The sequence below is a fragment of the Ruegeria sp. G2 genome, from assembly GCF_056533505.1.
On sequence record NZ_JBQFON010000006.1, the window covers coordinates 101,760 to 123,723 of the forward strand.

Sequence of the window (21,964 nt, forward strand, 5' to 3'; positions counted from 1 at the left end):
CCGCAGTTCCCCGGATGCAAGGTCCATCAACATGACAGCCGATTACGACACACTCGCCAAAACCATTGCCGCCTTGACCGAAGGTGAAACCGACGAGGTTGCGCTGATGGCCACGGTGGCATGCGAAGTGCATCACTCTGACGACCGTTTCGACTGGACAGGGTTTTATCGCGTGACCGAGCCCGAGGTGTTGAAAATCGGACCGTATCAAGGTGGGCACGGCTGCCTTGTGATCCCTTTCGAACGGGGCGTTTGTGGTGCGGCCGCCCGGACAGGGCAGATTCAATTAGTCCCGGATGTCGACGCCTTCCCGGGCCATATCGCCTGTGCGTCATCCACACGATCCGAGTTGGTGCTGCCCGTGCGGGACGCTAACGGAGACGTTATCGCAGTGTTTGATATCGACAGCGATCAACCTGATGCGTTTTCCGAGGATGATGCGGTTGCGCTTGGCTCCATTCTTGCGGGTGTTTTTGCGCGCTAGGAACCTGCATCTATTGCAATAGCGCCCCGAGGTCGTGAGAGACGATCAGATAGCAAAGCCCGGCGTGACACGCGGTAATGGCATAAAGCCACGTGGAAAATCCACGCTTGCGTGTCTTGTGTTCAAATATCCAGCGCCCAAGAAGCGCGGCCAGACTGCCGCCCAGAGCTGCCAACCACAACAAGCGCCGCTCAGGAATGCGCCGCTTTCGGCGGCGTGCACGCAACTTGTCCCAACCAAAGATCAATAAGGTTAGGGCGTTAATGGCCCAAAGATAAATTACGGCAATCCACATGGACCGTGCATAGCCAACTATTTTTGCGGACCCAAGTGAAAAAATGCTTGGAAATTTCACCGATTCGAGGCACCGTGAAAAAGTAAGAAAAAATTTCACGCTATCTCGGAGCGCAAATTGAACTCTCAGGCCCCCCACAGCGCAACACTCGGTGCCGACCTGCGCGCGCTGCGTAAGGCGCGCGGGTTGACGCTGACAGAAATCGCTAATCGATTGGATCGGTCCGTAGGCTGGCTCAGCCAAGTCGAAAGAGACATGTCCGAGCCTTCGATCTCGGATCTACGACAGATTGCCGAGTGTTTGGGCGTGCCGATGTCGATGCTATTTGCTCATTCTGCAGCCCCAGCGGATGAGCAGGGATATGTCGTGCGGGCTGGGTCACGTCGCCCGATGGGCTCTGGCGAAGAAGGGCTGATCGAAGAACTGCTTTCGCCCGACCTGACCGACGATTTCGAGATGGTGCATTCAACATTCGAGCCGCATTCGCAGATGCAGACGCCAGCAAACCGACCGACACAGGAAGTCGGCTATATGGTGTCAGGCCGTCTGGAACTGACGATTGGTACGCGCAGTTTTCAGGTTGGTCCCGGTGACAGCTTCCGGATCAAGCACGAACCCTACACATGGTCCAACCCCTTTGACGAACCCGCGGTGGCCATCTGGGTCATTGCGCCTCCGGTGTACTGATGAGTTTTGAAGCCTGGACCATATTCGCTCTGTTCTGGGTGGTGTTTGTGACCACTCCGGGGCCGAATGCGGTCAACTGCATCTCAAATGGTATGAGCCTGCCATTAACCAAAGCTATGCTGGGCGTACTCGCCATTCTGACACAGGCAAGCGCGTTCCTGATCCTCTCGGCAGTGGGGATTACTACGTTGATTGCCGCGTCGCCAATGGGGTTCTTTATCGCCAAGTTGATCGGGGCCGGGTTTCTGATCTGGATGGGCGTTCGCGGTTGGATGAACGCTGCGAAGCCTGCTCCAGCTTCTGAGCGTCCAGCGCGGCATGTTTACTTTCACGCGTTGGCCGTCGCCACGATCAACCCCAAAAGCGTCGCCGGATACCTCGCGGCGTTTTCGCAATTTGTGCAGCCGGATGTACCCATCTGGCAGCAGATGGCTGTGATCATGCCGACGGCACTGGTCATCACGACACTCAGCTATACCGGGTTCACCTTGCTGGGGGCACTGATGGGCAAGGCCGCACTGGGGGCGGTGTTCAATATCTGGGTACGCCGCGTGATGGCGACCTGTTTCATCATCTATGGCGTTTTGCTGGGGGCCAGCTCTACGCCGACAGCGAGGGGATAAAGACATGCATACCGGTTCCTGCCTTTGCGGCGCAGTCGCTTTTGTTGTTGACGGAGACCTCACGCCACCAAATGCCTGCCATTGCGGGCAGTGCCGAAAACAGTCGGGGCATTTGTGGGCCTCGACCGTCACGCATCAGGACAATCTCAACTTTACGGCCAGCGAAACGCTGGGCTGGTATCGCGCCTCTGACATTGCCAAGCGCGGCTTCTGCCGCGCTTGTGGTTCGTTCCTCTTCTGGCAGCACAATGACGAGGACACGATCGCAATTTCCGTGGGCTCATTGGATGAGCCGACCGGGTTGAAACTCGCCCAGCACATCTTCGTGGCGGACAAGGGCGATTACTATGACATCAAAGACGACCTGCCCCAGCGGGCACACTAATAGGGAACCAAACACATGAGTGAATTTCCAACCAAGGCCCGCGTGGTCATCATCGGCGGTGGCGTTGTCGGCTGCTCATCGCTTTATCATCTGGCCAAGAAGGGCTGGACGAATTGTGTTCTGTTGGAAAAGAACGAGCTGACGGCAGGCTCGACATGGCACGCAGCGGGTAACGTGCCGACCTTTTCGACCTCGTGGGCGATCATGAACATGCAGCGCTACTCGACCGAGCTGTATTCGCGCCTCGCGGACGAGGTCGATTATCCGATGAACTACCACGTTTCTGGGTCGATCCGACTGGCGCACAGCAAGGAACGGATGCAGGAATTCGAGCGGGCCATGTCCATGGGCCGCTATCAGGGTATCCCGATGGAGATGTGGACGCCGGAGGAGGCCAAGGAACGCTATCCCTTCCTTGAGACTCATGATCTTGAAGGCGTGCTCTATGACCCGACCGATGGCGACATTGACCCCGCACAGCTGACCCAGGCGCTGGCCAAGGGCGCACGCGATATGGGGCAGAAGATCATCCGCTTCTGCCCGGCGACCGATGTGACCCAGCATGATGACGGCACTTGGATCGTGCATACCGAAAAAGGTGACATTGCCTGTGACTATGTGGTGAACGCCGCCGGTTACTATGCCCAGCGCGTAGGGGAATGGTTTAAACCCTTCGGCGGCCGCACCGTCCCGGCAATGGTGATGAGCCACCAGTACCTGTTGACCGACGAAATCCCTGAGATTGAAGCGTGGTCGAAAGAAAGTGGCGGCAAGCTGCCTTTGCTACGTGACGTGGATATTTCCTATTATCTGCGGCAGGAAAAGAACGGCTTCAACCTCGGACCTTACGAACCCAACTGTAAGGGCCACTGGATGACCGAGGATGATCCGATGCCCGAGGATTTCAGCTTCCAACTGTGGAACGACGATCTGGACCGCATCGAAGATATCGTCACAGATGCAATGGAGCGGGTGCCGCTGATGGCCACTTCGGGCGTTGGTCGCGTCATCAATGGCCCAATCCCCTACGCGCCAGACGGCTTGCCGCTGATCGGCCCGATGCCGGGTGTGACAAACGCGTTCGAGGCTCATACCTTCACCTTTGGCATCGCCCAAGGTGGCGGCGCTGGCAAGGTGCTGGCCGAATGGATCGTCGATGGTCACACCGAATGGGACATGTGGGCCGTCGATCCACGTCGTTACACCGACTACACCGATCAGGATTACTGCAACCAGAAAGGCATGGAAGTCTATGGCAACGAATACGCCATGCACTTCCCCCATCACGAATGGCCCGCTGCACGCGACAAGAAACTCTCGCCTGTGCACGCCAAGGTCAAGGAACTGGGCGGCGTCATGGGGGCCTATAACGGCTGGGAACGCGCCAACTGGTTCGCGCAACCCGGCGACGACACCTCTCTGGAGGCTACACATACCTGGGGACGTTCAGGCCCATGGGAACAGCGGGTCAAAGAAGAATGCGAAGCCGTGCGTGATCACTGCGGCGTGCTGGATCTGCCCGGGTTCTCTCGGTTCTGGATACAAGGGGATGGTGCGGATGACTGGCTGCGTGGCTTCTGCACCGGAGGTATACCCAAAGCCGGACGCATGAACCTGATCTATGTCTCGGATGAAAGAGGGCGCATTCTGACCGAATTGTCCTGTATCCGTCTGGCCGAGAACAACTTCGTCCTGATCACCGCCGCGACGGCGCAGTGGCATGATGGAGAGCTAATCCGCAATTCGGTGCCCGAAGGTGTGACTGTTCGCGAAACCACGACCGAGCGTGATACGCTGATCGTATCGGGGCCAATGTCGCGGAATGTGTTGTCCGGCCTCACGGATGCGGATTTGCAGCAAGGTTGGCTGACCCATCAGTTTGCCACCGTCGCCGGGCAGGATGCCTTCCTGATCCGTGTATCTTTCGCGGGCGAGTTGGGCTGGGAAATCCACGCTGAAAACGATGCGATGCCAGCCATCTACGAAGCCGTGCTGGCTGCCGGGGCCAAACCCTTTGGCATGTATGCGCTGAACTCTTTGCGGATCGAGAAAGGTTATCGTGCGTGGAAGGGCGATCTGAGCACGGATTACTCTTTGCTTGAAGGTGGTTTGGGTCGTTTTGTCAAACTCGACAAGCCGCAGGATTTTGTTGGCAAAGCGGCCATTCAGAACGAAAAGCAGCAAGGCGTCAAGAAATCCTTTGTCACTCTGATCGTGGACGCAGGCGAGGTCGATGCGCCTTACATGTCCTGCATCTGGAGCGGCGATGAGATCGTGGGTGAAACGACCTCAGGTGCGTGGGGGTATCGCATCGGTGCTTCCGTCGCGCTTGGCATGGTGCGTGCAGATCAGGCCGTGCCAGGAACTGAGCTGGAGGTTGAAATCTACGGTCAAAAATGCCGTGCTGTTGTGCAGGAAGACCAACCGCTTTGGGATCCTACGAATGAACGGTTGAGGGCCTGAAGACCCATATAGAAAGGAACGCAAATGACCCGGCAGATGCAAGGCGTATATCTGAATGGCCACGGTGGACCCGAGGTGTTGGAATGGCGGGACGATATCCCAGTTCCAAACCCTGATCCGGGGCAGGTCCTGGTCCGCGTTGCCGCTGCCGGGGTGAACAACACTGACATTAATACGCGGATCGGCTGGTATTCCTCGGACGTCACGGGTGCAACGGATGCGGTCGATCAGCAGGTCGAAGCAGGTGGTTGGGGAGGTGCGCTGCACTTTCCCCGGATCCAGGGTGGCGATCTTTGTGGAATTGTCGAAGCGGTTGGATCGGGTGCGGCGTTCAAGCCTGGTCAGCGGGTGACTTGCCCGATCAATTTGCCGCGCCCGGTTCCTGGCCGACCACAGGGCTTTATCGTGCTCGGTTCAGAAATTGACGGGGCCTTTGCCCAATATTGCCTGATGGAAAGTGATGACCTGTACGACGTGACTGACTCGCCTTTGTCTGACGTTGAAATTGCCGCGATTCCCTGCGCTTTTGGTACGGCCGAAGGCCTGCTGACTCGTGCCGGTGTCATCGCAGGTCAAAAAGTGCTGATCACAGGGGCGTCGGGCGGTGTGGGCCTTGCCGCCGTCCAGCTTGCAGCGCTGCGCAGGGCGACGGTCTGGGGCGTTAGCAACGCCGCCAAGTCTGAGGTGGTCAAGTCACAGGGCGCAATCGGGACTTTTGAGCGCGACGCGGCTTTGCCGGAAGACATGTTCGATGTCGTTATAGATGTGGTCGGAGGTCCGGCTTGGCCAGATCTGATACTTGCGTTGAAACCCGGCGGCCACTATGCCGTAGCTGGCGCGATCGCAGGTCCCATTGTCAGCGCGGATTTGCGGGATATCTATCTGCGCGACATCACGATCCATGGGTGCACCTATCAGCCACCGGACGTTTTTGACCGCCTTGTTGCATTGATGAATGCAGGTCAGATCAAGCCCCTGGTCTCAAAGACCTATTCGTTGCGCGACATTGTTCAGGCGCAAGAGGATTTCCTGTCCAAGACTTTGCCCGGAAAGCTGGTTCTGGTGCCGTGAAAGAGGGAATAAATGGCTGATATTACGCTTTTGGATGGTTCGATCGGGCAGGAGTTGGTGAAGTTGAGCGGTGACAAGCCGACGCCACTTTGGTCAACACGCGTGATGATCGACAAACCCGAACTTGTGGCGGAGGTTCACGCCGCCTATTTCCGCAGCGGTGCAACGATCGCTACGACAAACACCTACGCAATACACCGCTCACGTTTGGTTCGTGAGGGGATCGAAGATCAGATGCCCAATCTCATTGACGCTGCCTTGTCACAGGCCGAACTGGCGCGCTGTGGCACCAGCGGGCGGATCGCAGGCGCGCTTGGCCCGTTATTGGCCAGCTATCGGCCCGATCTGAACCCCGACCCCGCAGATGCCGCCGCGAAATTCGCCGAGCTGGCTGCAATGATGTCGGACCGGGTCGATTTTTTTCTGATCGAAACAGTATGCTCGGTGCAGGAAGCCGAAGGTGCGCTGCGTGGAATCGAGAACTGTGGGAAACCCGTCTGGCTTGCCCTGTCGGTTATGGACGAGGACGGAACCCGCCTGCGTTCAGGTGAACCACTGGGGGACATTGCCCCTCTTGTTACGCGCTATGCACCCGAGGCGGTGCTGATCAACTGTTCACGCCCCGAAGCGATTCCGGCGGCTTTGGATGTCATCGCAATGTTGGATCGCCCGTACGGGGCCTATGCCAACGGCTTTACAGGCATCAAAGAAGGCTTTCTGGAAGATGCCCCAACCGTTGATGCCTTGGAGACCCGCCATGACCTGGACCCTGATGCCTATGCACGGCACGCGATGGGTTGGGTGGCGCAGGGCGCTACGATAGTTGGTGGTTGCTGCGAAGTCGGGCCGGAACACATCAAAACCCTCGCCGAGAATTTACGTGCGGCCGGACACAAAATCGTCTGAGGGACCTCGATGCCTGTCCGGACCAAATCTGACCAACAGCAGGATCGCGTCCAGTACCATTTTGACATTCTGGTTGCGTCGGGTTTCGTATTGCTCGAACTGGCCTCGCTGGTTGAGGTTTTGCGCTTGGCGAACCGTGTGTGTGCCCACCCGCCGTTCACGTTCACTTATCGGTCGCGTCAAGGAGGGCCGGTGGAAAGCAGCAGCGGAGCGACGGTATCGACCGACACAGTTCCGGCGCAACCGAATGCGAATTATCTGTTTGTGATCGGAAACTCAGACCCGGATCAGCCCGAACTTTCTCTGGGACGTGTCGTGCGCGATTATACGTTTCGGGGCGCCCAGGTATTTTTGTTGGCTGAAGCTGCAAGCCGGTATATCGACGAAAATAGCGCTGATCATATGGCAACCCATTGGGAAAATGCCTCTTTCCTGCGCGAACGTGGTGCTCGGTTTGAGGCCAAGCTATCTATCGCCACTGAGCAAGGTTCGGTTGTCACTTGCGCTGGCATGGAGGCAACCACAGATATCGCGCTGGCGGTGATCGGGCGGCATATCTCGGGTGCGGCCAAGATGACTGTTGCCGACATCATGCTGCATGAAAACATCCGTGACTTTTCATCCATGCAACCTTTTTCCGGCACCCGGACAACGGTCACTGGTGATGAGAAACTGGACCAGTGTATCAAGCTGATGCAGGCAAACATCGAGGAACCTCTGCCGATCAAACAGATCGTTGACATGCTGCACGTATCGAACCGCTCTCTTGAGCGAAAATTCAAAGCAATTTTCGGAACTACGCCGAACGGGTTCTACCGGGAAATGCGACTGGCCAAAGCTAACAACCTGCTTCTGAATACGACGATGAGCGTGCGGGAAATCGGGCTGGTTTGCGGTTTTCCAAACGGATTTTCATCCGTCTACAAAAGTTTTTTCGGCATCACGCCGTTTGTTCTGAGACGCCAGAAAAGACGCCCGGAATATCGGTGATTTTTGTATTTAAGCTGACGCTTTTGATGCTTTTATTGTCGATCCTTCGTGGCATTTTGTAGAAAACCTGAATCAGCGGAGACGTCAGGATGGTTGATCTTCCCACCAAGGCCCGAGTGGTCATCATCGGCGGCGGCGTCATTGGATGTTCGGTTGCGTATCATCTGACCAAGAAAGGTTGGGGCGATGTCGTTCTGTTGGAGCGCAAGCAACTGACCAGCGGTACGACATGGCACGCGGCGGGACTGATCGCGCAGCTGCGCGCGACGGCGAACATGACCAAACTGGCCAAGTACAGCCAGGAACTATACGGCGCGCTTGAAGAAGAGACCGGTGTTGCCACTGGGTTCAAGCGCTGCGGATCGATCACGGTCGCTTTGACCGACGAGCGTAAGGAAGAGATCTATCGTCAGGCCGCTATGGCCCGCGCTTTCGGGGTTGAGGTCGAAGAGATCGGCAATGACCGTGTGCAGGAGCTATATCCCCATCTTAACCTGGAAGGGGTTAAAGGGGCAGTTTACCTGCCATTGGACGGGCAAGGTGATCCGGCAAATATCGCTCTGGCTTTGGCCAAAGGCGCGCGTCAGCGCGGTGGTATCGTCAAGGAACGTGTGAAAGTCACCGACATCGTCAAGCAAGGCCGTCAGGTGACGGGCGTTGATTGGGTCGCAGATGATGGCAGCGCTTCGGGCCATATCGAGTGCGACATGGTGGTGAACTGCGCAGGGATGTGGGGCCACGAGGTTGGCAAGATGGCAGGTGTGAACGTACCGCTTCACGCTTGCGAGCATTTCTATATCGTCACCGAGGGGATCGACGGTCTGACCCAATTGCCCGTACTGCGCGTGCCGGACGAATGCGCCTACTACAAAGAGGATGCAGGGAAAATCCTGCTAGGTGCGTTTGAGCCGAATGCCAAGCCCTGGGCAATGAACGGCATCCCTGACAGCTTCGAATTTGACCAATTGCCTGAAGATTTCGACCATTTCGAACCCATCCTTGAAGCAGCCTGCAATCGGATGCCAATGCTGGCCGAGGCCGGGATTCACACGTTCTTCAATGGTCCTGAATCCTTTACCCCGGACGACGCCTATCATCTGGGCCTCGCACCCGAGATGGACAATGTCTGGGTCGCGGCCGGGTTCAACTCAATCGGTATTCAGTCGGCGGGCGGGGCTGGCATGGCACTGGCCGAATGGATGGATTCAGGTGAAAAGCCATTTGATCTGGGCGATGTGGACATCAGCCGCATGCAGCCCTTTCAGGGCAATAAACAATACCTCTTTGAGCGTTCGAAAGAAACGCTTGGCCTGCTTTACGCTGACCATTACCCCTACCGCCAAAAGGCTACCGCACGGGGCGTCCGTCGGACACCATTTCACCATCATCTGCTGGAACAGGGTGCGGTCATGGGCGAAATTGCCGGGTGGGAGCGCGCCAACTGGTTTGCCAATGACGGACAGGAACGTGAATACCAATATAGCTGGAAGCGCCAGAACTGGTTTGAAAACGCGGCCGCAGAACACCGCGCAGTGCGCGAAAATGTAGGCATGTACGACATGTCGTCCTTCGGCAAAATCCGTGTCGAAGGGCCGGATGCCGAGAAATACATGAACTATATTGGTGGCGGCGATTATTCGGTGCCCAATGGTAAGATCGTCTATACCCAGTTCCTAAACCGCGCTGGTGGTATCGAAGCCGACGTGACCGTCACGCGCCTGACCGAGACGGCTTATCTGGTCGTCACCCCAGCGGCGACCCGCCTGGCGGATCAGACCTGGATGATGCGTTATGCGGTCAATTTCAACGTCGTCGTCACGGATGTCACCTCAGGCGAAGGCGTTCTGGCTGTCATGGGGCCAAATGCCCGCGCACTTCTGGAAAAGGTTTCGCCAGCGGATTTCTCGAACGCGACCAACCCCTTTGGCACCGCGCAAGAGATTGAGATAGGTATGGGCTTCGCCCGTGCCCACCGCGTGACATATGTGGGCGAGCTTGGGTGGGAGATCTATGTTTCATCCGACATGGCGGTTCACGTGTTCGAAACGCTGCATGAGGCCGGTCAGGATATAGGCCTGAAGCTTTGTGGTATGCACATGATGGACAGCTGTCGTATCGAGAAGGGCTTCCGCCATTTTGGCCATGACATCACCTGTGAAGATCACGTGGTCGATGCAGGGTTGGGCTTTGCCGTCAAAGTGGACAAGGGCGGTGATTTCATTGGGCGTGAGGCGGTTATAGCCCGCAAAGAAAGCGGGCCTCAAAACCGTTTGGTCCAGTTCAAGCTGACCGACCCCGAGCCGCTGTTGTTCCACAATGAGCCGATCATACGCGATGGAGAATATGTGGGGTATCTCAGTTCTGGCAACTATGGGCATACACTCGGCGGCGCGATTGGTCTGGGCTATGTACCCTGCGAAAGCGAGAAAGCGGCAGATGTTCTGGCTTCGAGCTATGAAATAGACGTTTGCGGTGTGAAAGTGAAAGCTGAGGCATCGCTCAAACCGATGTACGACCCAAAGTCCGAACGCGTAAAAGTATAGCCAAACTGTCGGGGCGGTGTGGCGCCCCGAATTGTTTGTTTGGCCTGCCTGTTTCAGATGAAACATATCAGGATTCCTGATGACCGGCTTCACAGTTTTGATGGTTCCCAAGCCCGTCTGATTTGCCGTAGAGAAATACAGTATCAGTCGGAGACCCATCGTGGCAGAGACCCCTGTAACGCCAAACAACACGGATACGCCCAAAGGGCTTGTGCTGGCCGTATTGGCCTATGTCCTTTGGGGCTTCCTGCCGCTGTACATGAAGGCGATGGAACATATCGGCCCGATAGAGGTCGTTGCACATCGCGTCATCTGGTCGGTTCCGGTGGCTGGGTTGCTGTTGGTTGCGCTTGGGCGTACCGGTGATCTTAAAGCTGCACTTCGCAATCCGAAGATGTTGGGCATGGCAGCGCTGACTGCGGCTTTGATTTCGGTGAACTGGGCGATTTATGTTTGGGCGATTTCATCTGGCCACGCGCTGGATGCGGCACTTGGCTACTATATGAATCCTTTGTTCAGTATTGCGCTCGGGGCGATCCTGCTACGCGAACCCTTAACCCGTACACAATTAGTCGCAGTCGGGCTGGCCGCATCGGGCGTGTTGGTTCTAGTGTTTCAAGCCGGAAGCCTGCCTTGGGCTGCTTTGGGATTGATGGTCAGTTGGGGATTCTATGCATTCTTCAAACGCTCTCTTTCGATTGGACCCAATCAGGGATTTTTACTTGAAGTCCTGATCCTGCTTATCCCGGCTTTGGCCTATGTTACATGGTTGGGCGCAAGTGGAACGGGGCATTTTGGGGCGGCTGCGTCAGACACTTTGTTGCTGGCAGGCGCGGGTATCGTAACAGCCGTACCCTTGTTGATCTATGCAAACGGGGCAAAACTGGTGCGCCTGTCGACCATGGGCATATTGCAGTACATCGCGCCCACTATGATCTTTATTACTGCGATCACCCTGTTCGGAGAACATATTGACCAGGCAAGAATGATTGCCTTCCCTTTGATTTGGTCTGGGTTGGTCGTGTATTCGATTCCGATGATCCGGCAGATACGGTCTCAGGCCTGACGAATAAGTCGAGTGATTTCGGCAGCCCAGATCGCGTAGGTTTTAGGGCTTGGATGGTACCCATCCGGGGCGGCGAGGGACGGATCGTCGGGCAGATTCAATGACAGATGGGAAACCTGCGGGAAACCAGCAGCCACCTTTTGCAATCCTCGGTCCAGCCGCGCGGCCTGTCGCCCCAACACCCATGCCAAGGGCTGAGGCAAGGCTGGGAATCGCGCCATCTGGGGAACGGCCGTCACGATTACATTTCGGGCTCCGATTTGCCTGGTCAGCAAGGCCAGAAGGCGTGATTGCTGATCTTCAAAGCGTTGTGCGGTCACGGCACGGGTCACGTCATTCACGCCAAGGGCCGTCACCACCACATCAAATTGGTCTTTTAGTCTCTGCAATCGGTCGATTGTATCTTGCGTGGTATTTCCGGTCGTAGCTTCCAACCGCCATTCTACGGTGTGGTGTTTTGCCAGTAGGCTGACCAATTGCCCCGACAGCGCCTGTTTTTGCGTACCTGCGCCTACACCGGCAGCCGAGCTGTCCCCGGCGATCAACAAACGCAATCGCGGACCGCGCCCTTCACGCCCTTCGCGAGGACCTTCTGGTTCAGGCAGCAAGCGAGCATTACGTCGCACAGAGTGGCCCTGAACAGCCAGTACGGGCAATAACGGGACGCGGAGAATTTGGTCCGCAGCAACAGGGAAAGGCATCTTCAGTTCAGCGCATCCTTGAATTTCAGAAAACGCGCATCTTTCATGACCCGCGCCATCATGGCTTCACGCAGGGCGCCGACAGTCTTGTAGGGGCGCATGACAACTTCGAAATCTTGAATGAGGCCATCAGTGTTCAAAGTGATCAAATCAACTCCGACTGCGTCCAGATCTCCGACCTTGCATTGAAACTCTAAGGCCCAATCGTTGCCGTCACCCATGATCCGGCGATACCGAAAATCCGAGAATACCTGACCTACATGACCCAGAACCGCCGCAACCGGTTCACGCCCTGTCCAGGTGCTATAATAGGTTGGGGGCAAAAACCGCACGTCCTCTGCCAGCAATTCGCGGATCAGGCTTTCATCGCCCTTGGCGACAACGTCCTGCATTCGTTTGATCGTCGGGTGCATGCCATCTTCCTTCTTGTTGACCCGAGAGTTGCTGAACCGTTTCGTTCAAGCAAGGACGACGTTGCGGGAGGTGACGGGCTGGGATAGGCAGGCGCGCATGAGCGAGACCTATGATCCCCCGCAAACACCTCTGGACGTGCTGTATGAAGACACACAGTTGATCGTGGTGAACAAGCCATCGGGTTTGCTGTCTGTGCCCGGACGGGGGGAGCATCTGGCCGATTGCCTGCTGACCCGTGTCCAGGCCGCGTTTCCTCAGGCTCTGCTGGTGCACCGTTTGGATCGGGACACATCGGGTGTCATGGTTTTTGCCCAGACACCGCACGCGCAGCGGCATCTGGGGCTGCAGTTTGAAAACCGTCAGACCCGTAAGACCTATATCGCCCGTGTTTGGGGACAGGTCGAAGCGAAAACGGGGACTGTGGATTTGCCTTTGATCGTTGATTGGCCCAATCGCCCACGCCAGATGGTGTGCCACGAGACGGGAAAGCCAGCGATCACCGAATGGCGTGTTGTGAAATACGAAGGTCAGTCGACCCGTATCCGCCTGTTTCCCAAAACCGGGCGATCGCATCAATTGCGTGTACACATGCAGGCGCTGGGCCATCCGATCCTAGGTGATCCATTTTACACGGACGGCGCAGCGCGCGATTTTCCGAGGCTAATGCTGCATTCTGAAGAATTGCGACTGAAAAACCCCGAAGGCGGTGTCGCAATGAAATTCCGCGCCCCAGCTGAGTTCTAAATTTAGGCGGTGCTAGTCCACAGCATTTTCAGATTACCCAAAGAAAACCGCTTGGTACGCTTGATGGGTCGCGCGGCTTTGCATTCTCGGGCAGCAGCCAGTTCGCGCTCGATTTCGAAGCCGCGTAATACGTGATCCTGAGACCAGCGATCCAACTTCAGGGTCATCATGACGTGATTGTCGAGGTAAGGCATGGGCAATCTCCTGATTGGTGTTTGACCTATCTTCGCTCAACACTCCTGACAGCACCTTGTCAGTGGGGTGTGCTAAGTTGTCAGCAGATCGCAAGGAGCTTCTGATGCGTCGTTCAACCCGTCTGTTCGAAATCATTCAGATTTTGCGTGCTGCCGAGACACCTGTGACTGCCGATGCGCTGGCTGCAAAGCTCGAGGTATCGGTGCGTACTGTCTACCGTGATATTGCTGCGTTGCAGGCGCAGCGCACGCCCATCGAGGGTGAGGCGGGTGTCGGATATCTGATGCGGCGGGGATATGATTTGCCGCCACTGAATTTTGACGCAGAAGAGGTTGAGGCCCTTTGGGTCGGTCTTTCGATGTTGGCACGTACGGGCGACAGCACCTTGCAGCAAGCCGCAGACAGGGTGTGTCGCAAGATCGAAGCGTTACGGGTGCCTGCGGATTGGCTGCAGGTTGCTCCATGGGGGGCTCCTATGGATGATCCTGAAAAGGGGTGTGTGCCAGTCGTAAACTATCGAGAAGCGATCAGGGCTGAACAAAAGATCCGCATCACCTATGTGAATTCGGAAGGTGAACGCAGCGAACGAACGGTGCGACCCGTTGCCCTGATCTACCACATTGAATGCACAATGTTGGCCGCTTGGTGCGAGCTGAGAAATGGGTTCCGCCACTTCCGCACCGATCGGATTTGGGCCTGCGAATTGACGGAAGATCACTTTTGTGGGCAGGGAGAGCCATTGCGCGCGATCTGGCAGGAGCAAAATCACTGGAGCGACCCTGTCGGAGCGGACTAAATGGCGGGTATTCGCCGATCTCACCCAATTGTTGCTTGAGGCCCATTGTTCTCACCATGTTATACTCCGCGCAACGAAGCAAACCCGGTGAACGGGTACGTGAGCAGAAGGTGAATTTATGACGATTTCCAAATGTGTACTAACAGCCGGGCTGTGTTCGGCGTTTTTTTTGGCGGCGTGTACCGACCCCGCCACTCTAACCGTGCAAGAAGATCCCAATAAGAATGCGAAACAAGGCGCATTGCTTGGGGGTCTGATTGGTGCGGGTGTGGGCGCAATCGCTAATGATTCAGATCCGTTGCTGGGGGCGCTGGCCGGCGGTGCGATCGGTGCCGCAGGCGGTGGCGTGATCGGCAACCAGCTTGACCGGCAGGCGGCTGAGTTGCGGCAACAACTGGCCAATGACGGCATCACTATCGTCAACGCGGGTGACCGCCTGATCGTTACAGTACCGAATGATATCACCTTCGACACAGATAGCTCCACCGTGCGTCCGGCCCTCCGCGCTGATCTGGTGAAAGTGGGGCAGAACCTGGTCAACTACCCGAACTCGAACGTGCAGATTATCGGTCATACCGACAGTGACGGAGAGGCGTCATACAACCTGGGTCTGTCCGAGCGTCGCGCGAATGCTGTCGCCGATATTCTGCAGGCCAACGGTGTCAGCTATTCCCGCATCACGACCGTGGGGCAGGGTGAAAACAATCCGATTGCGTCGAACCTGACACCGGAAGGAAAAGTCCAGAACCGACGGGTTGAGATTGTGGTCGTTCCCAGCGGCAATACCTGACCGGATGTTTCGCGCACAGTGACTGCGCGTCACGTGGGCTTTGGTTCAGGATCATCCCGGGCTAACTAAGGGAAAACACCACAGCGGAGTTTCCCCATGTCCGAACCGATCCTTCTTGGCCTTTCCGGCTCACTGCGAAAAGAGGCGACCAATCGCAAGCTTCTTCGCGAGGCTGCCCGCTTATTTGATGCCGGCACGTTCATCGAGGCAGATTTGAATCTGCCTCTTTATGACGGCGATGTTGAGGTTGGTGAGGGTATCCCCGAAGCGGTACATGTGTTGGCTGATCAGATTGCGCAGGCTCATGCGGTGATCATTTCGACGCCGGAATACAACAAGGGGCCCTCGGGTGTTCTGAAAAACGCGCTGGATTGGGTTAGCCGGACCAGCGGCAAGCCTTGGATGGATAAGCCTGTGGCAGTCATGTCTGCTGCGGCCGGTCGTGCCGGCGGTGAGCGGGCTCAGATGATCCTACGGGCTTTCATGGTTCCTTTTCAGCCTCGCATTCTGCAGGGGCCTGAATTGCATTTGGCCGACAGTTCCAACGAATTCGATAGTGAAGGACGATTGTCTAATGAGCGCTACGAAAACACACTGAACGCGCTGATGAAGAAGCTGCGGGCCGAAGCCGGGTTTTGAACTTCAGCCCAACCTTTTTTGCATGGTAATTGAGGTCGGCCGATCAAAGCCCGGATGGGCCGTCTCACCGGTCTTTGAGAATCCAAGCCGGGCAAAAGTCGCGTGGTTTTCGACAAGCTCGACCCGGGACTGTAGTTCCAGTATATCAAACCCGTACCTGCGTGCTTGGACCTGAGCTTGTTCGACTAGTATACGGGCCAGACCGCGATTGCGCTGCCGAAGGTCTACAGCCAGTTTGCTAAGATATAATCGACCCGGTTTGGGTGTCAGAAAAACAACAGCATCGGGGCGGTCTCCGATCACCCAAATCTCGCCCTCATCGATCTGCCTGCGCAGACTGTCCAGAGTTAGGCGGTGCATTGAAGAAGGCGGATCAATACGACCTTCCATATACGCAAAGCTTTCACGGATCAGGCGTAATACCTCAGGCAGCACAAGGCTGTCGCGGTTCAGTCGTGTGGGTTCAGGGTATGCGGCGTTCACAGCGACGCCTCGGGGCGAAAACCATCAGGAATTGCATCGTGGTTGTCGAGAATCAGGTCGGCGATGACCTCAGCTACCTTCGGGGCCATGCCAAAGCCGATTTTGAAGCCACCATTGGCGATAAATTGTCCTTTGTGCAACGGATGTGCACCCAGCATTGGCGCGCGGCTCTTGCTGCGCGGGCGAACACCGGCCCAACGCTCAATCACCTCGGCCCCGTGCAACACCGGCACTGCCCGCATCGCGCGATCCAGCAGCTCTTCCAATGCCGCATCCGTGCTGGTTGGGTCATCATACTCACGCTCGGACGTTGAACCGATGGCGAGTGTACCATCCGTATGGGGCACAAAGTGAATAGCATCAGCAAACAGCTGCGGGACGGCACCCGCATCAAATCGCAATAGCGCCGCCTGTCCCTTGACGCCATTACCGACTGTTTTGCCAAATGCTGCGCTTAGCTCCAGCAGGCCTGCAAGCCCTGTCGCGTGGACGACTTGCCCTTTGTCGGGGGCATTTGTGGTGACCTCGACTCCCATTACCGCGAGCGCTGCAACCAATGCGGCGCAGGCGCGCCGAGGGTGCATGCGGGCACTCAACGTATCGTGTATGACAAATCCTGTTGGGCTGGGTGGGCACCACGCACCGATCTCTTCCAACGCTCTGACGTTCCAGTCGGCTTGTCCCTGCCAGAGTTCCTTGGCCGTCAGTTCGCGTGCGCGGGCCAAGTCCAATGTCCGAGCGTCTGCAATGGGTTGCAGCCTGCCAAGCCGCGCGTATCCTGGTGACACCCCGCCTGTGGCCTCGACATGCTTCCAGAACGGTTCGGCCATGATGAGGCTTTCGAACTGAAACGCTTTTTTAGCGTTCCAGTTTTCGGGGACGTGCGGTGCCAACGCGCCGACCAAGCCGCCGCTGGAGCCCGCCCCGGGGCCAAAGGGATCAACGATCTGGACTTTGGCGCCGCGTCTTGCGCAGGTCCAGGCGATGGATAGGCCAAATATCCCTGCGCCGCGCACCGTCACATCGACCATTGCCAATCCCCTTTTCCTTGTTCAGTGTCGCGCCGCTTAGCTACAGGATTCCCCGATGGCAGACCAGCGTGCCGAACTCACTTGGACAGAGGATCAGATTCCGGTCTCTGATCGGTTCGATGATCCATACTACTCGTTGCAAAACGGGTTGGAAGAAACGCGACATGTGTTTCTGGCGGGCAATGACCTGCCTGCGCGCTTTGCACCGGGATTTCAAATCGCCGAACTGGGCTTTGGCACCGGGCTGAACCTATTAACCGTCTGGTCGGCGTGGGAAGCAGCGGGGCAGACCTCTCCTCTGCGGTTTACGAGTTTCGAAGCCTATCCGATGGCGCCCGATGATATGGCGCGCGCTTTGGCGGCCTTTCCCGAGGTGGCGCCGTGGGCTGAGCGCTTTCTGAATGCCTGGAATGGGCAGAAATGTGTGCTGGACACATTGCATTTTGAAGTCATGGTCGGAGACGCGCGTGAGACATTGCCCAATTGGGATGACACTGCAGATGCGTGGTTTCTGGATGGCTTCTCACCGGCCAAGAACCCCGAACTGTGGGGCGCTGACCTGATGCAGCAGGTTGCTGATCACACGGCCCAAGATGGCACTGCGGCAACGTATACCGCCGCCGGTCTTGTGCGTCGCGGTTTGTCTGATGCCGGGTTCGAGGTGATACGCACGCCCGGTTTTGGTCGCAAGCGGCATATGACGCGGGCGGTGAAGACATGAGTCAGAAAAACAATGTTAATGCTGGTATTGCCTTGATGATCGCAGCAACGATTGTCTTTGCGCTACAGGACGGGATCTCACGGCATCTGGCGGGCACCTACAACACCTACATGGTTGTGATGATCCGGTACTGGTTCTTTGCCGCTTTCGTGATTGCCGTCGCTGCAAGGTCAACAGGGGGGCTGCGGACGGCGGCGAAAACCGAGCAGTTCGGGCTGCAGATTTTCCGTGGCCTTTTGCTGGCCGGTGAGATTTGCGTGGCAGTTTTCAGTTTCACCATTCTGGGGCTGATCGAAAGTCAGGCAGTTTTCATTTGTTATCCGCTGTTGATCGCCGCCCTCAGCGGCCCTGTTTTGGGCGAGAAAGTCGGCTGGCGCCGCTGGGCCGCCATCGGTGTCGGTTGCATCGGCGTCCTGATAATCCTCCAGCCCGGTGCGGGAGTGTTCAACCCCTGGGCCGTGGTGCCATTGATCTCGGCATTCATGTTCGCGGTCTACGGCCTTCTGACTCGATACGCTGCACGGCGCGACAGTACCGCGACCAGCTTTTTCTGGACCGGCGTGGCTGGCGCAGTCGCAATGACGGCTGTTGGCGTCTGGTTCTGGGAACCGATGGCCAGAACCGACTGGCTATGGATGGGTCTGCTCTGCATCACAGGAGCGCTGGGGCATTGGCTGTTGATCAAATGCTATGAGATGGCCGAGGCCAGCGCAGTGCAACCTTTCGCCTATTTCCATCTGATGTGGAGCGCCATTCTGGGCATCACGATCTTCCACGAAACGCTGCGCCCTGAGGTGGTTCTGGGCGCAGCAATCGTGATTGCCGCAGGTCTGTTCACCCTATGGCGCGAAAGACGAAAGAGTCGAGCCGGTTAGCTCCTGTGAGAATGGCACCGGGAGCGCTGGCTGACCTAGCCGCGCGCGATAGACCGGTAGGCTTTCAGCGACGCGCATCACATAGTTGCGCGTTTCCTTGAACGGGATGGTTTCGATCCAGTCGATCACGTCCACCTGACCCCGACGCGGATCTCCGTAGCGTTCCATCCACGAGATTGGACGCCTTGGCCCTGCGTTGTAACCAGCGGCCATCATTACAACATTGCCATTGAAGTCCTCGGCTAGTGTCGCAAGATAATTCGCCCCTAGTTTAGCGTTATACTGCCAGTCCGTGGTCAAACGCCCCGTCTTGTGCCCTCCCAGTATGCCCAGATCTTGCGCCACAAGTTTGGCAGTGGCTGGCATAACCTGCATCAAGCCACGCGCACCCGCACCGCTGATAACAACTGGATCGAACTCGCTTTCACGGCGGGCAATTGCAAGTGTCATCTCCTTCGCCATGGGCAGGCCCATATCAGCCACCGGATGCACCGGGTAATAGGCGGCAGGCAAAACCATGCCGGTGGTCGCAGCTCGTTTGGCGATCATAACGGCCAGATGCGGCTCATTCAGTTCGATTACGAGATCACCTAACTGAGCGGCTTGCGTTTGATCGAGGCTCTCCACCAGATGGGTCAGGAAACGCTCAGACAGGTTACCCTCGCCAGCGCGCAGCAACAGCAACCCAGCCTCAAGCACGCTGGATTCCGCAAACGCGGCCTGTTTCCAATGCGGTGCACGGCGTGGACTAGCCAATTCGCTGTCAAACGGACGGCCGATCTGCTCTGCAGCGAGCAATCCGTAGAACGAGGTCTGATAGTTTGCGCCTTCTGCATAGGCCTCGTGCGCCTTGTCCGCATCACCTTGCGCCGCGTGGGCACGACCCAGCCAATATCCACCGCGACCCTTCGAGATCGGCGATTGCACGGCACCCGAGAAATTCTGGAAATGCCGTACTGCTGTGGCCGGATCATTCAGTTTGCGCAGGGCCAGAAATCCGGAAAGCCATTCCAGATCTGCATAGCCATAGCCCATTTCAGGCGTCATGTGATGATTTGCGGCAATCGCATAGGCGCGCTCTGCATCACCGGTACGCATCTCGAGCCGCGCCAGCCGACGCCGGCCTTCCGCCCATTTGTCAGGCTCGCCCAGCGACTTTGGTCCGGTGGAACGCGCCAGCATCAGATCAATGGCACTGTCGTCCAGTTCCTTTCGATCCCGCCATACGAAGCGATCAAAGGCCAGACCAGGATCCTTGGCCAACGAACCGGGTACAGCGGCGACCTTGCCGTCCACACCATTCTCGCGTTTTTGCAAAGCAATGCGTGCCTCAGCCAGTTTGCGATAGTCGGCATCGACAAGGGGCAGCATCTGCCCCGCACTGACCAAATGCCCGTCCCACAGCATCCGGTCCAACCGCGCCTCGTGATGCGGTTTCAGAAGTTTGCTAAAGTTCTCCAGGTAGCTCGTTTGCAGACTCGACCCCATCGGCATTGTCCGCCACGCCGTTACGATGTCGGCTTCGGCCTCACCGTTGCGGCCTTGGCTTTTCAATGCAACGGCATAGTTCAACGCGCCTTCGGCGGTTTGCGGAGGCATCCCCTCGTAGAAATTCAGAACCCGATCCGGATCGGCTGCGGTGAACGATGGCTCGCTCTTACGGCGCAGCCAGGCCAGACCGGGCCAATCCGGACGCCGCTCCAGAAATACCAGCACGTCACCCGAGCTGCCAAAGCCCTCGCGCAACCAATGCCAGACAATGATGTCCCGCGCCACCGATCCACGGTGACCTGCCACGCGCAGCGCGGCATTCCAGTCGCCCTTGCGCATCTCATAGAGCCCCGCGCGCAAATCCTGCGTCGCATCCGCCCGAGTGGCCTGCGGCTGTAGCACCAACGCCAGAATCATCGCTATTCCAAGCGACAGAATACGTCTCATCCCTTGCATTCCCCAACAAACCAAGGATACAGCCATGCAGGATAAACCTTGCGCCGCCGGGATCAACTCACAAACCCTTAATCGTGACGGACCGGTGCGCAAAAACACCTAAGGAGCGTTCCATGTTTAAAGGCTCGATGCCAGCCCTGGTTACCCCGTTCAGCAACGGCGCGTTGGACCTGGATACGCTCAAACACCTGGTCGAATGGCAAATTCAGCAAGGTTCGACCGGACTGGTACCGGTTGGTACGACCGGCGAAAGCCCGACGCTCAGCCATGAAGAGCATGAAACGGTGATTGCCGAGGTGGTCAAAGCCGCCGCAGGTCGCGTACCTGTCATCGCTGGTGCCGGGTCCAACAACACGGTCGAGGCCATACGGTTCGTTCAATTCGCACAGAAAATTGGTGCGGATGCGGCGCTGGTTGTAACACCCTATTACAATAAGCCGACCCAGAAAGGGCTGCTGGCGCATTTCCAAACTCTGCATGACAGCGCCGATATCCCGATCATCATCTACAACATCCCGGGTCGTTCGGTCATCGACATGACCCCAGCAACGATGGGCGAACTGGCGAAACTGCCCCGCATAGTCGGGGTCAAGGACGCGACCGGCGATCTTGCACGCGTCAGCCAGCAGCGCGCGAGCTGCGGGGCCGATTTCTGTCAGCTGTCCGGGGAAGACGCGACAGCACTTGGCTTCAACGCTCATGGCGGAGTGGGCTGCATCTCGGTCACCGCAAACGTGGCCCCGAAGCTCTGTGCCGAATTCCAGCAGGCTACGTTGGTGGGCGATTATGCAAAAGCATTGGATTATCAGGACCTGCTGATGCCGCTGCACGAAGCGATCTTCATCGAGCCTGGCTTGGTCGGCGCAAAATACGCGCTCAACAAACTTGGCCTATGCAGCACCGAAGTGCGTTCGCCTTTGACCGATCTGGAAGACAGCACCAAAGCCACTATCGAAGCCGCAATGGCGCACGCTGGACTAATCTGAAGTCAACATACAGAATCGCAAGGGCGGCCTCGAAGATCGAGTGCCGCCCTTTTCAATTCGGGATCCAAACTTCATCTGGCTAAAAATATCTCGGGGGAGTCGCGGCTTGCCGCGACGGGGGCAGAGCCC

Annotated in this window: 24 protein-coding genes; 17 read left to right on the forward strand and 7 right to left on the reverse strand. The window is 57.1% G+C overall.

Going from position 1 to position 21,964, the window contains the following annotated elements; translation table 11 throughout:
• Positions 1 to 31 precede the first annotated feature (31 nt).
• Complete coding sequence (locus ACR0DU_RS12615; RefSeq protein ID WP_480875004.1) at positions 32 to 484, forward strand: GAF domain-containing protein; 453 nt, start codon at positions 32 to 34, stop codon at positions 482 to 484.
• A 10-nt stretch (positions 485 to 494) separates the two neighbouring features.
• On the opposite strand, the gene ACR0DU_RS12620 is transcribed toward ACR0DU_RS12615, so the two are convergent.
• Complete coding sequence (locus ACR0DU_RS12620) at positions 495 to 779, reverse strand: DUF1294 domain-containing protein (protein ID WP_480875007.1); 285 nt, start codon at positions 777 to 779, stop codon at positions 495 to 497.
• Between the two features lie 117 nt (positions 780 to 896).
• On the opposite strand from ACR0DU_RS12620, the gene ACR0DU_RS12625 reads away from it, so the two are divergent.
• From ACR0DU_RS12625 to rarD, 9 genes are all read left to right on the forward strand, one after another.
• Positions 897 to 1,466 (forward strand): helix-turn-helix domain-containing protein, encoded by a 570-nt coding sequence (locus ACR0DU_RS12625; protein ID WP_010440848.1) that lies wholly within the window; start codon positions 897 to 899, stop codon positions 1,464 to 1,466.
• Positions 1,466 to 2,089 carry a LysE family translocator gene (locus ACR0DU_RS12630; protein ID WP_480875010.1) on the forward strand — a complete coding sequence of 208 codons (624 nt, stop codon included), beginning with the start codon at positions 1,466 to 1,468 and terminating at the stop codon, positions 2,087 to 2,089. Before ACR0DU_RS12625 ends, ACR0DU_RS12630 begins: the two co-directional genes overlap by 1 nt.
• A gap of 4 nt (positions 2,090 to 2,093) precedes the next feature.
• Positions 2,094 to 2,474 carry a GFA family protein gene (locus ACR0DU_RS12635; RefSeq protein WP_029621880.1) on the forward strand — a complete coding sequence of 127 codons (381 nt, stop codon included), beginning with the start codon at positions 2,094 to 2,096 and terminating at the stop codon, positions 2,472 to 2,474.
• 15 nt (positions 2,475 to 2,489) lie between these two features.
• A complete protein-coding gene (locus tag ACR0DU_RS12640; RefSeq protein WP_480875013.1) occupies positions 2,490 to 4,937 on the forward strand; it encodes a GcvT family protein in 2,448 nt (815 codons plus the stop codon).
• Between the two features lie 24 nt (positions 4,938 to 4,961).
• The gene (locus ACR0DU_RS12645) at positions 4,962 to 6,008 is read left to right on the forward strand and encodes an alcohol dehydrogenase family protein (protein ID WP_480875014.1); all 1,047 of its coding nucleotides are present in this window, start codon (positions 4,962 to 4,964) and stop codon (positions 6,006 to 6,008) included.
• A gap of 12 nt (positions 6,009 to 6,020) precedes the next feature.
• Positions 6,021 to 6,914, forward strand: a complete 894-nt coding sequence (locus ACR0DU_RS12650) for a homocysteine S-methyltransferase family protein (protein WP_170780825.1) — start codon at positions 6,021 to 6,023, stop codon at positions 6,912 to 6,914.
• A gap of 9 nt (positions 6,915 to 6,923) precedes the next feature.
• Complete coding sequence (locus tag ACR0DU_RS12655; protein WP_170780824.1) at positions 6,924 to 7,904, forward strand: helix-turn-helix domain-containing protein; 981 nt, start codon at positions 6,924 to 6,926, stop codon at positions 7,902 to 7,904.
• 89 nt (positions 7,905 to 7,993) lie between these two features.
• Positions 7,994 to 10,447: a GcvT family protein gene (locus ACR0DU_RS12660; RefSeq protein WP_480875017.1), complete on the forward strand. Its 2,454-nt coding sequence runs from the start codon at positions 7,994 to 7,996 to the stop codon at positions 10,445 to 10,447.
• Positions 10,448 to 10,607: 160 nt separating this feature from the next.
• Complete coding sequence (rarD, locus tag ACR0DU_RS12665; RefSeq protein WP_480875019.1) at positions 10,608 to 11,513, forward strand: EamA family transporter RarD; 906 nt, start codon at positions 10,608 to 10,610, stop codon at positions 11,511 to 11,513.
• Here rarD and ACR0DU_RS12670 read toward each other — a convergent pair.
• Positions 11,504 to 12,139 (reverse strand): SGNH/GDSL hydrolase family protein, encoded by a 636-nt coding sequence (locus ACR0DU_RS12670; protein WP_480875021.1) that lies wholly within the window; start codon positions 12,137 to 12,139, stop codon positions 11,504 to 11,506. The two genes, rarD and ACR0DU_RS12670, sit on opposite strands and share 10 nt — an antisense overlap.
• A gap of 77 nt (positions 12,140 to 12,216) precedes the next feature.
• Positions 12,217 to 12,627, reverse strand: coding sequence for a nuclear transport factor 2 family protein (locus ACR0DU_RS12675; RefSeq protein ID WP_010440868.1), 411 nt, complete (start codon positions 12,625 to 12,627; stop codon positions 12,217 to 12,219).
• A gap of 97 nt (positions 12,628 to 12,724) precedes the next feature.
• Here ACR0DU_RS12675 and ACR0DU_RS12680 point away from each other — a divergent pair, with 97 nt between their 5' ends.
• On the forward strand, positions 12,725 to 13,372 hold the full coding sequence (locus tag ACR0DU_RS12680; protein ID WP_480875024.1) for an RluA family pseudouridine synthase: 648 nt from the start codon (positions 12,725 to 12,727) through the stop codon (positions 13,370 to 13,372).
• A gap of 2 nt (positions 13,373 to 13,374) precedes the next feature.
• On the opposite strand, the gene ACR0DU_RS12685 is transcribed toward ACR0DU_RS12680, so the two are convergent.
• Positions 13,375 to 13,566 carry a hypothetical protein gene (locus ACR0DU_RS12685; protein ID WP_170476216.1) on the reverse strand — a complete coding sequence of 64 codons (192 nt, stop codon included), beginning with the start codon at positions 13,564 to 13,566 and terminating at the stop codon, positions 13,375 to 13,377.
• 104 nt (positions 13,567 to 13,670) lie between these two features.
• On the opposite strand from ACR0DU_RS12685, the gene ACR0DU_RS12690 reads away from it, so the two are divergent.
• From ACR0DU_RS12690 to ACR0DU_RS12700, 3 genes are all read left to right on the forward strand, one after another.
• Complete coding sequence (locus tag ACR0DU_RS12690; protein WP_319545402.1) at positions 13,671 to 14,363, forward strand: helix-turn-helix transcriptional regulator; 693 nt, start codon at positions 13,671 to 13,673, stop codon at positions 14,361 to 14,363.
• Between the two features lie 118 nt (positions 14,364 to 14,481).
• Complete coding sequence (locus tag ACR0DU_RS12695; protein ID WP_480875027.1) at positions 14,482 to 15,153, forward strand: YiaD family glycine zipper/OmpA-like lipoprotein; 672 nt, start codon at positions 14,482 to 14,484, stop codon at positions 15,151 to 15,153.
• A gap of 96 nt (positions 15,154 to 15,249) precedes the next feature.
• Complete coding sequence (locus ACR0DU_RS12700) at positions 15,250 to 15,792, forward strand: NADPH-dependent FMN reductase (protein ID WP_480875029.1); 543 nt, start codon at positions 15,250 to 15,252, stop codon at positions 15,790 to 15,792.
• A gap of 3 nt (positions 15,793 to 15,795) precedes the next feature.
• On the opposite strand, the gene ACR0DU_RS12705 is transcribed toward ACR0DU_RS12700, so the two are convergent.
• Positions 15,796 to 16,275, reverse strand: coding sequence for a GNAT family N-acetyltransferase (locus ACR0DU_RS12705; protein WP_170780819.1), 480 nt, complete (start codon positions 16,273 to 16,275; stop codon positions 15,796 to 15,798).
• Entirely contained in the window at positions 16,272 to 17,306 is a 1,035-nt protein-coding gene (locus ACR0DU_RS12710; RefSeq protein ID WP_480875031.1) for an NAD(P)/FAD-dependent oxidoreductase, read from the reverse strand. Before ACR0DU_RS12710 ends, ACR0DU_RS12705 begins: the two co-directional genes overlap by 4 nt.
• Before the next feature lie 55 nt (positions 17,307 to 17,361).
• On the opposite strand from ACR0DU_RS12710, the gene mnmC2 reads away from it, so the two are divergent.
• Together mnmC2 and ACR0DU_RS12720 are read left to right on the forward strand one after the other, a co-directional pair.
• Complete coding sequence (mnmC2, locus tag ACR0DU_RS12715; protein ID WP_480875034.1) at positions 17,362 to 18,027, forward strand: tRNA (5-methylaminomethyl-2-thiouridine)(34)-methyltransferase MnmC2; 666 nt, start codon at positions 17,362 to 17,364, stop codon at positions 18,025 to 18,027.
• A complete protein-coding gene (locus ACR0DU_RS12720) occupies positions 18,024 to 18,902 on the forward strand; it encodes a DMT family transporter (protein ID WP_480456633.1) in 879 nt (292 codons plus the stop codon). Before mnmC2 ends, ACR0DU_RS12720 begins: the two co-directional genes overlap by 4 nt.
• On the opposite strand, the gene ACR0DU_RS12725 is transcribed toward ACR0DU_RS12720, so the two are convergent.
• A complete protein-coding gene (locus ACR0DU_RS12725) occupies positions 18,867 to 20,840 on the reverse strand; it encodes a lytic transglycosylase domain-containing protein (protein WP_480875035.1) in 1,974 nt (657 codons plus the stop codon). The genes ACR0DU_RS12720 and ACR0DU_RS12725 overlap by 36 nt on opposite strands.
• A 122-nt stretch (positions 20,841 to 20,962) precedes the next feature.
• Between ACR0DU_RS12725 and dapA the strand changes: the two genes are divergently transcribed.
• The gene (dapA, locus tag ACR0DU_RS12730; RefSeq protein WP_480875037.1) at positions 20,963 to 21,835 is read left to right on the forward strand and encodes a 4-hydroxy-tetrahydrodipicolinate synthase; all 873 of its coding nucleotides are present in this window, start codon (positions 20,963 to 20,965) and stop codon (positions 21,833 to 21,835) included.
• Positions 21,836 to 21,964: the final 129 nt, after the last annotated feature.